General features: G+C 69.9%; 10 protein-coding genes and 1 pseudogene. 3 read left to right on the forward strand and 8 right to left on the reverse strand.

Annotation, left to right across the window (positions count from 1 at the left end):
- Positions 1-41 precede the first annotated feature (41 nt).
- On the reverse strand, positions 42-1,298 hold the full coding sequence (gene tyrS / locus HOV77_RS33835) for a tyrosine--tRNA ligase (RefSeq protein ID WP_290870221.1): 1,257 nt from the start codon (positions 1,296-1,298) through the stop codon (positions 42-44).
- Between the two features lie 56 nt (positions 1,299-1,354).
- Here tyrS and HOV77_RS33840 point away from each other — a divergent pair, with 56 nt between their 5' ends.
- A complete protein-coding gene (locus HOV77_RS33840) occupies positions 1,355-1,486 on the forward strand; it encodes a hypothetical protein (protein ID WP_290870224.1) in 132 nt (43 codons plus the stop codon).
- A gap of 19 nt (positions 1,487-1,505) precedes the next feature.
- Here the strand turns inward: HOV77_RS33840 and HOV77_RS33845 are convergent, their stop codons facing one another.
- The 4 genes from HOV77_RS33845 to HOV77_RS33860 are packed head-to-tail and all read right to left on the reverse strand — an operon-like array spanning position 1,506 to position 4,344.
- Positions 1,506-1,949: a CBS domain-containing protein gene (locus HOV77_RS33845; protein ID WP_290870227.1), complete on the reverse strand. Its 444-nt coding sequence runs from the start codon at positions 1,947-1,949 to the stop codon at positions 1,506-1,508.
- A gap of 7 nt (positions 1,950-1,956) precedes the next feature.
- Positions 1,957-2,574, reverse strand: coding sequence for a hypothetical protein (locus tag HOV77_RS33850; protein WP_290870229.1), 618 nt, complete (start codon positions 2,572-2,574; stop codon positions 1,957-1,959).
- A 10-nt stretch (positions 2,575-2,584) separates the two neighbouring features.
- On the reverse strand, positions 2,585-3,067 hold the full coding sequence (locus HOV77_RS33855; protein ID WP_290870232.1) for a peroxiredoxin: 483 nt from the start codon (positions 3,065-3,067) through the stop codon (positions 2,585-2,587).
- 11 nt (positions 3,068-3,078) lie between these two features.
- Positions 3,079-4,344, reverse strand: a complete 1,266-nt coding sequence (locus HOV77_RS33860; protein ID WP_290870234.1) for an MFS transporter — start codon at positions 4,342-4,344, stop codon at positions 3,079-3,081.
- A gap of 108 nt (positions 4,345-4,452) precedes the next feature.
- Between HOV77_RS33860 and HOV77_RS33865 the strand changes: the two genes are divergently transcribed.
- The gene (locus HOV77_RS33865) at positions 4,453-5,550 is read left to right on the forward strand and encodes a GNAT family N-acetyltransferase (RefSeq protein WP_290870236.1); all 1,098 of its coding nucleotides are present in this window, start codon (positions 4,453-4,455) and stop codon (positions 5,548-5,550) included.
- Positions 5,551-5,613: 63 nt separating this feature from the next.
- Positions 5,614-6,039, forward strand: a complete 426-nt coding sequence (locus HOV77_RS33870; protein WP_290870238.1) for a DUF5709 domain-containing protein — start codon at positions 5,614-5,616, stop codon at positions 6,037-6,039.
- Positions 6,040-6,214: 175 nt separating this feature from the next.
- Here HOV77_RS33870 and HOV77_RS33875 read toward each other — a convergent pair whose 3' ends face one another.
- The 3 genes and pseudogenes from HOV77_RS33875 to HOV77_RS33885 form a co-directional block, all read right to left on the reverse strand.
- Positions 6,215-6,829 carry a DNA-3-methyladenine glycosylase gene (locus HOV77_RS33875; protein WP_290870241.1) on the reverse strand — a complete coding sequence of 205 codons (615 nt, stop codon included), beginning with the start codon at positions 6,827-6,829 and terminating at the stop codon, positions 6,215-6,217.
- The gene (gene argH / locus HOV77_RS33880) at positions 6,814-8,208 is read right to left on the reverse strand and encodes an argininosuccinate lyase (RefSeq protein WP_290870243.1); all 1,395 of its coding nucleotides are present in this window, start codon (positions 8,206-8,208) and stop codon (positions 6,814-6,816) included. Before argH ends, HOV77_RS33875 begins: the two co-directional genes overlap by 16 nt.
- Positions 8,209-8,332: 124 nt before the next feature.
- Positions 8,333-8,711 (reverse strand): annotated as a pseudogene (locus HOV77_RS33885) (argininosuccinate synthase domain-containing protein); the annotation flags it as partial.

The following is an 8,711-nucleotide window of genomic DNA, read 5'->3' on the forward strand; positions in this document are numbered from 1 at the left end:
AATCGGGGGCCGATGTCCTGCGTCACATCGTTGATCGCAGGCTATTTCCGCAGCTCAACACCGGCGATCGTCTTCTTTCCCTTGCGCAGTACGAGGAATCGCTCGTGCAGCAGCGTCTCCGGAGCGACCGCGGCGTCGCCGTCGGTGACCCGTTCGTTGTTCACGTAGAGACCGCCTTCGGCGATCGCCCGGCGAGCTTCACCGAGACCGGCGGTGAGCCCGGCCTCCTTGAAGAGCCCGGCGTACGTGGGCAACTCGTCCACCGTGGCCAGCCCTGCCTCGGACAGCGCCGCCCGCAGGGTGGACGGCGACAGATCTTCGAGCGCGGCACGTCCGAACAGCGCCTGCGAGGCCGCCACGACCTGCGCGGTCTCGTCCTTGCCGTGCACCAGCGTGGTGAGCTCCTCAGCCAGCGCGCGCTGGGCGGCGCGGGCGTACGCGCGCTCCTGGGTCTCCTCCGCCAACGCGGTCAGCTCCTCGTGACTGCGGAAGCTGAAGTACTTCAGGTACCGCATCACGTCCCGGTCGTCGGTGTTGAACCAGAACTGGTAGAAGGCGTACGGGCTGGTCATGGTGGCGTCGAGCCAGATGGCGCCGCCTTCGGTCTTGCCGAACTTGGTGCCGTCGGCCTTGGTCACCAGCGGCGTGACGAACGCGTGCACCGGTCCGGCGCCGCGACGGCGGATGTAGTCCACCCCGGCGGTGATGTTGCCCCACTGGTCGGAGCCGCCGAACTGGAGCGTGCAGCCGTTGCGTACGTGCAGCTCGTAGAAGTCGTGCGACTGGAGCAGCTGGTACGCGAACTCCGTGAAGCTGATGCCCGACTCCAGCCGCGTACGCACGACGTCCCGGGCCAGCATCTTGTTGATCGGGAAGTGTTTGCCGACGTCCCGGAGGAACTCGATGACCCCCATCGGCTCGGTCCAGTCCAGGTTGTTCACCATGGTGGCCGCAGCCGGACCGTCGAAGTCGAAGAAGGGCTCGACCTGAGCCCGGATCTTGGTGACCCAGCCCGCGGTGACCTCCGGCGGGTTGAGCGTACGCTCGCCGCCCTCCTTGGGGTCGCCGATCTGACCGGTCGCGCCGCCGACGAGCAGCAGCGGCTTGTGCCCGGCGAGCTGCAGGCGACGCGCCGTGAGAGCCTGAGTGAGATGGCCCAGGTGCAGGCTGGCCGCCGTCGGGTCGAAGCCCACATAGAAGCTGATCGGCCCGGAGTCGAGGTGCTTGCGCAGGTCGTCGAGGCCGGTCGAGTCCTGGAGCAGGCCCCGCCACTGCAGATCGTCGAGGATGTGTGTCACACACCCGATTGTTCCGCATCCGCCCGGCGGGCCGCACACCGGTTTACGTTGTCGGCATGAGCCCGCAGTATCCGCACTCACGGCCACCGCGTACGGGCAAGACCGTGGTCGTGGCGGCCGCGATCGTCGTCGGCTTCCTCGTCCTCTGCACGACCGGCTTGGTGCTGGCGTCGTTCTCGTTCGGCTGAGCGGCACGTCAGCGAGGCGTCAGTGGGTCTGCTGGCCCTTGCTCGGCGGCGCGGCCGTCACAGTCGCCACGAAGTGCGCGAGCTTGTCCTCGGAGAGGTGCTGGGCGAGGTCGGCCTCGCTGATCATGCCGACCAGCATGTGCTCCTCGATCACCGGCATCCGCCGGATCTTGTTGCTCTCCATGAGGCTGATGACGTCGGACTCGTCCGCGCTGGCGTCGCACCAGACCGGAGTGCCCGCCGCCAGCTCGCCGGCGGTCATCTTGGCCGGGTCCTTGCCCACGGCGACGCACTTCACCACGATGTCGCGGTCGGTCAGGATGCCGGTCAGCTTGTCGCCGGGGCCGCAGATGGGCAGCGATCCGACGTTCATGTCCCGCATCATCTGGGCGGCGCGGTCGAGCGTCTCGTGCGCAGGCACGCATTCCACGCCGGGATGCATGATGTCTCGAGCGGTGGTCATGGCTTCATCATGCGACGTCGGGCTCCGGTGCGCTGGGGAATCGATCCGCATCGTCCCCTGCGGGCTCCGGGAGCTCCAGCTGGGTGAGGACCGGACTCAGCAGCTCGTCGAGCTCCCGGACGATGGTCATGACGGCGTGCCGGGCCGCACCGGCCAGGTCGTCGGTCGGGCCGTCCGGCGCGGGCGGGAGGCCGCCGAGCGGGATCGGCGCCTGCATCCGCAGGGTCGGCAGCAGGTAGGGCCGTTTGCTCAGGTCCTTGTCGCTGGGCCGGATGTACTGCCCGAGGATCCGCGGCCAGCCCTCCCAGCCGCGATCGCGCCACCATTCACGCGTACGCGTGAGCTGTGGGGGCAGGTCGGAGACGATCCGCACGTCGGCGACGAGGGACCCGTCCCAGGTGTCCCGCCGGCACTCCGCCGTCAAGATACGCCGGTGCCAGCGGACGAAGCCCGGCTCGAGGAACGGCGGGGTCGCCAGCCTCCAGCCGATGCAGGCGAACTCGACGGGGGCGATGTCGCCGAAGGCGGGCCGGAACAGCTCCGCCTCCCGGGTGACGAGGTCGGCGTACCGGTCGCCGTGTTCGCGGTCGTGCGCCTCGTCCGCCCAGAACACGCGCGTGCTCATGATCGCGCCGTCAGGCCGAGGCCTGCTCGGTCGCCAGCGAACGGACGATCGCCAGCGCGCCCTCGATGTGCTTGCCGATGTTGACCATCGAGGTGAAGGTGTGGCGGACCACACCCTCGCGGTCGATGACGTAGGTGACCCGGCCGGGGAGGATGCCGAGCGTCGCGGGCACGCCGTAGCGCTTGCGTACCTCACCGCCCTCGTCCGCCACCAGGGTGAAGGGCAGGTTGTACTTGTTCGCGAACTTCTCGTGCGACGCGACCGAGTCGGAGCTGATCCCGACGACCTGCGCGCCGGCCTCGGCGAATTCCTCGTAGCTGTCCCGGAAGGCGCAGGCCTCCGCGGTACACCCGCGCGTCTCGTCCTTCGGGTAGAAGTACAAGACGACGATCTTGTCGCCGCGGTAGTCCGACAGCGTCACCTGTTCGCCGGTCTGCGCCGGGAGGGTGAAGTCGGGCGCTACGTCACCGACGCCGATCGTCTTCTCAGCCATCGTCTGTCTCCTCAGGACGCTTCCGCGACGGGTTCCCTCTCGGGCGAGACTACCGCCGGGTTCGGTCGATCGCCCAGGCGGCCGGAGACGAGCGCGAAACCCACCGCGCACAGAATCGGCATCGCGCCCTGCACCGTGAGCAGGTTCATCACGCCCAGCCGGTCGGTCAGCGTCCCCGCCAGGCTCGCACCCGCCAGGCCCGCCAGCGCCTCCAGCACCATCACCACCGAGAAGATCCTCCCGCGGTACGCGTCCAGCGTCGCCTGCTGCAGGAGCGTCATCCAGGCCACCCCGCCGAGTACGGCCGGCACTCCGACGACCACGAAGAGGACGAGCCCCGGCCAGAGCATGCCCGCCCAGCGGGGATAGTTGAAGATCGCGAGGTCGATCAGCCCGAACAGGGCGAGCGACCAGCCCAGCAGAGGTCCCGGGGCGATCCGGGAGGCGATCCGCCCGCCGACGAATCCGCCGAGGATGCCGCCGACGGCTTGGGCCGACATCGTCCAGCCGAGTTCGCGTGCGCCGCCGTGCAACGGGCCGGTGACGAAGACCGGGAAGACGCCGCCCATGATGCCCTCGCCGATCGACAGCGCCGCCCCGATCGTGAGCAGCGTACGGAGCATCGGGGAGGCGGCCGCCGTCCGGAGGCCTTCGGCCAGCTCTCGGCGTACGCCGAGAGACGGGGCGGCGGCGTCGCGGGCAACGGCGAACCGCCCCCGGATACCGGCGACCAACGCGGCGGCGAGCAGGAACGAGACGGCGTCGACCACGACCACCCCGGTGAGCCCGAGCGACGCGGCCAGCAGCCCGCCCAGGGCCGGTCCGGCGAGCCGCCCGATGTTGTTGTTCAGTGAGTTGAGCGAGTTCGCAGCGGGCAGCTGATCGGCCCCGACCAGGCTCGGCAGCAGGGCGTTCTCGGCCGGGATGAAGAACTGGGAGAGCGCCGACTGGACGAACAGCACGGCGTACACGATCCAGAGACCGGCGGCCGAGTCGACGGCCAGCAGCGGCAGGAGCGTCACGCCCTGGAGGACGCTGACGACGAGCAACACCGTCCGGCGATCCCAGCGATCCACGTAGACCCCGGCGACCAGGCCGACCAGCAGCGTCGGGGCGAGCGCCGCGATGACCGCTCCGCTCGTCGCCAGCGCGGATCCGGTCAGCTGCAGCACGTAGATCGGCAGCGCGATGCGCAGCGTCCAGTCACCCGCGATCGAGATCAACCCGGCCCACCACAACAGGGCGAAGTTCCGTTGGCGCAGCGGTGCGAAGTGCACGAGTCCCTCCCCAGGGGCGGCGACATCGCGGTGATGTCGAGATGACATCACCATGCCATCACATACGACGTCAGTCAACCCGCGATTGATGTCGCTTAGGCTGTCGAGGTGCCCGACTTGATCACCGTGACCGACCCCGCCGACCCCCGTTTCGATCAGATCGCGGCGCTACTGGTCGAGGCGGTACGCCGCCGGGAGGCCATCGGACTGCCCACCGACGTCACCGTCGAGTACGCCCGCACCTGGTTGCTCGACGTCATCTCGGCGGCGAAGGCCGGAAACGGCGGCCTGATCGGCGCGGTCGTGGACGACGAAGTCGTCGGGACCGCGCAGTGGCACCGAAGCGAATGGGCCACCCGGTGGGTGCAGGGCGACCTCGACAAGCTGACGGTCGATCCCGGGCATCGGGGTTCCGGCCTCGGCCGCGCGCTCATCGACGCGGTCGCCGCCGACGCCTCGGCCCATGGCCTGGAACTTCTGACACTCAGTGTCCGGGGAAACAACCATGGCGCGATCGCCTTGTACGAAGACTGCGGCTTTCGGCGTATCGGCTGGATGGAAAACGCCGTCGCGATCGGCGACGCGCGCCACGACGTGGTCCTGATGGCCCGCGAGTTGGCGCGACCCGCCACGGCCCGGTTGCTGGGATCGTGGCCGGCCGGTGCGGGGTCGAGTCTGGCGCGGGGCGTGACCGAGGGCAACACCTGGACCCGCACGGACCGGCTGCTGTTGTGCCGGCCGACCCCGGCCGACACGGCTGCGCATTTCGCGATCCACGCCGACCCGGCGACGAACGTCCACAATCCCGCGGGACCGCAGACCGACGAGAGCGACAGCGACCGGACGCTGGCGGCCTGGTCGTTCCAGTGGGCGCGGATGGGCTTCGGCTACTGGACCGTGCGGCTGGCCGAAACCGGCGAGATCATCGGATTCGGCGGCGTGCGGCCCGCGCTGACCGGCGAGGACGGGCTGAACCTCTACTACCGCTTCGCGACGAGCGCCTGGGGCCACGGGTACGCCCAGGAGACCGGCCGCGCGGCGCTGGACCTGGCTCGGCGACGCGCCCCGGGTGAGCCGGTCGTGGCGCTGATCCGGCCGGCCAACGCCCCGTCGATCCGGGTGGCCGAACGCCTCGGGCTGACCCTGGACGGCCCGATCGAACGAGAGCTCGGCACCTATCTGCGATATGTGATTCGGCCCGGCTGATCAGGGGTGGTTTGACTCCGCGATACGCGATTCGGCCCGCCGGATCGGGGGTAGCTTGACGTTATGACGGTTCCCGACGGCATCCCCGACTACGCCGACGACACCTCGACCGCGTACGACACGGACGACAGCGAGCGGATCACCGACGACACGGCCCCCGCGCTGCCGGGCGACGAACCTTCGTACCTGCCTGACGAGAGCGCCACTCCAGAGGAGGAGGCCGACCTCGCCGAGGGGCCGAGTCAGGCGTACGACGCCGACCGGGCGCTCGAAGGCGAGTTCGACGACCCCGACGAGGAGTCGGACGAGGTGCTGGTCGAAGACGAGGCCCCCGACCCGTACGCCGACCCCGACTCACCGGTCGGTCGGCTGGTCGCGCCGGACCTCGGGGCCGGCGTGGACGACGAAGCCGAGGCTTGGGGCGAGGACACCGGCGAAGACGATCAGCTGACTGCGGAGGAATCCGCCATGCACATCGACGAGTCCTGACTTCCTTCGCTGACGCGGGCGCGTGCGCATCCCGGGCGTGCGCATCCCGGGCGTGCGCATCCCGGGCGTGCGCATCCCGGGCGCGTGTGTTATCCCGGGATAACGCGGCTTTGCGGCGCGACGAGGGGACGTCATCCCGGATAACGCGACGATCTTGAGCGCCAGAACGGGCGGGCTAGCGGGAGCGTTTGCGCGGCGAGTGCCGCCGGTAGGCGCTGACGGTCGGGTTCCCGGAGATCCAGAAGCGCCAGGGGACGTCGTGCGCCCCGGCCACCCCGACCCGGGGACCCGCCACGATCTCGTCCGGTGTCACCAGCCGCGTCGGCGGTCGGAGCAGCAGCGGACCCGTACCGTCCACCATGGAGGTTCCGTTCGCGTCCGGCCCGATGCCGAGCGTCTTCACCAGTCGTGCGGGGCCTCGGGCGAGCTCCCGGTCCGGTCCGCTGCCCCGTCGTTCCCGGGCGGTTTCGAGGCCGCCGATCACCTCCCCGGCGCGGAGAAGCACGGCGGATGCCTCACCTTCGGGGCCGCACACCACGTTCAGGCACCAGTGCATACCGAAGACGAAGTAGACGTAGGCGTGCCCGGCCGGGCCGAACATCACCTTCGTCCGCGGGGTCGGACCGCGGTGCGCGTGCGACGCCGGGTCCTCCCCCGTTCCCGCGTACGCCTCGACTTCGGTGAGCCGGACCGTGACGCCGTTGGCCGACACCTCCCAGCCGAGCAGCTGCTTGGCCGTCTTCGGGATGTCGGAGGCGGGCGCGGCCAGGAAGCTCAGACCTCGGTCCACGCCCGAGCCTCGGACAACTCGCGTTCCACCTGCGCCAGCTGCTCGGCGACGGCCAGTGGACCGGTCGAACCCGGAGTCTTCCGGGCCGCCAGCGCCGAGTCGACCGACAGCACTTCGCGTACGCCGGGATCGAGTTCGGCCGAGATCGACGTCAGCTCGTCATCGGCGACCTCGTGCAGTTCCACTCCCCGGGCGGCGCAGAGAGCCACCAGACGACCGGTGATCTCGTGCGCGTCGCGGAACGCGACCCCTTTGCGTACCAAATAGTCGGCGACCTCAGTGGCGAGCGAGAAGCCGATCGGAGCGGCGGCCTTGAGGACGTCGGTCTTGACCGTCATCGTGGCGATCATGCCGGTGAGCGCGGGCAGGACCAGTTCCAGCGTGTCGAGGGCGTCGAACGCGGGCTCCTTGTCCTCCTGCATGTCGCGGTCGTAGGTGAGCGGCAGGCCCTTGAGCATGGTGAGCACCGCGACCAGGCCGCCGATGAGCCGGCCGGCCTTGCCCCGGGCGAGCTCGGCGATGTCGGCGTTCTTCTTCTGCGGCATGATCGACGACCCCGTGGCGAACGCGTCGTCCAGCTCCACCCAGCCGAACTCCTGGGAGGTCCAGAGGACGACCTCCTCGCCGAGCCGGCTCAGGTGTACGCCGAGCAGCGCCGTCACGAACAGGAACTCGGCGACGAAGTCCCGGTCGGAGACGGCGTCCATCGAGTTGGCCGCCGACTTCGTGAACCCGAGCTCCTTGGCGACGCGCTCCGGGTCGAGCGGGAGCGACGATCCGGCCAGCGCGCCTGCGCCGAGCGGGCTGACCGCCGTACGCCGATCCCAGTCCCGCAGCCGGTCCAGATCCCGCAGCAACGGCTGGACATGGGCGAGCAGCCAATGCCCGAAGGTCACCGGCTGGGCGTGCTGCACATGGGTCATCCCGGGAGCCGGGGTCGCGACGTGCTGGGCCGCCTGCTCGGTGAGCGCATCGGCCAGGTCGGCGATCCCGAGCGCCAGTCCCCGGGCGTGATCGCGCAGGTAGAGGCGCAGATCCGTAGCGACCTGGTCGTTCCGGGAGCGCCCGGCGCGCAGCTTGCCGCCGAGCGCGCCGAGCTTCTCCAGCAGACCGCGTTCGAGCGCGGTGTGGACGTCCTCGTCGGCCGGGGTCGCCTGGAACGTGCCCGACTCGACGTCCGCGGCCAGCTCGTCCAGCGCCGCGAGCATCCGGCCCAGCTCGTCCGGCGTCAGCAGACCGGCGTCGGCGAGCACCTTGGCGTGCGCCTTCGACCCGGCGATGTCGTACGCCGCCAGCCGCCAGTCGAAGTGCACGCTGACGCTCAGCCGGGCCAGCGCCTCGGCCGGGCCGCCTTCGAACCGTCCACCCCATAGCTTCATTGCGTTCTCCTAGCTGCAAGCGTTTGCGTGGCTCGGCCACTCACGTTGATCATGAACCTAGGGACGCGACACGCCGGTTGGGCGGGACCATAGGTTCATGATCAACGGGAAAGAGGCGAGCGGGTCAGCCCAGCCGGGTGTCGCGGGCGGAGGCGAGCCGGGACGGCAGACCCCACAGATCCACGAAGCCCTTGGCCAGCGACTGGTCGAACAGGTCGCCCTCGTCGTACGTGGCGAGGCTGAAGTCGTACAGCGAGGCCTCCGAGCGCCGCCCGGTGACCACGGCCCGCCCGCCGTGCAGCGTCATGCGGATCTCGCCCGTGACGTGCTTCTGCGACTCGTCGATGAAGGCCTCCAGCGAGGACTTGAGCGGCGAGAACCACAGGCCGTCGTAGACGAGCTCGCCCCAGCGCTGATCGACCGACTTCTTGAACCGGGCGAGGTCCCGCTCGACGGTGACGTTCTCCAGCTCCTGGTGCGCGGTGATCAGCGCGATCGCGCCC

This window comes from Hamadaea sp. (genome assembly GCF_013362815.1).
Lineage (GTDB): Bacteria > Actinomycetota > Actinomycetes > Mycobacteriales > Micromonosporaceae > Hamadaea.

Bases quoted from the DNA above. Each gene is read 5' to 3' on its own strand.
- HOV77_RS33850 (WP_290870229.1), bottom strand. From the start codon at position 2,574: ATGAGCACGCGCGTGTTCTGGGCGGACGAGGCGCACGACCGCGAACAC.
- HOV77_RS33845 (WP_290870227.1), bottom strand. From the start codon at position 1,949: ATGACCACCGCTCGAGACATCATGCATCCCGGCGTGGAATGCGTGCCT.
- argH (WP_290870243.1), bottom strand. From the start codon at position 8,208: ATGAAGCTATGGGGTGGACGGTTCGAAGGCGGCCCGGCCGAGGCGCTG.
- HOV77_RS33840 (WP_290870224.1), top strand. From the start codon at position 1,355: ATGAGCCCGCAGTATCCGCACTCACGGCCACCGCGTACGGGCAAGACC.
- HOV77_RS33870 (WP_290870238.1), top strand. From the start codon at position 5,614: ATGACGGTTCCCGACGGCATCCCCGACTACGCCGACGACACCTCGACC.
- HOV77_RS33855 (WP_290870232.1), bottom strand. From the start codon at position 3,067: ATGGCTGAGAAGACGATCGGCGTCGGTGACGTAGCGCCCGACTTCACC.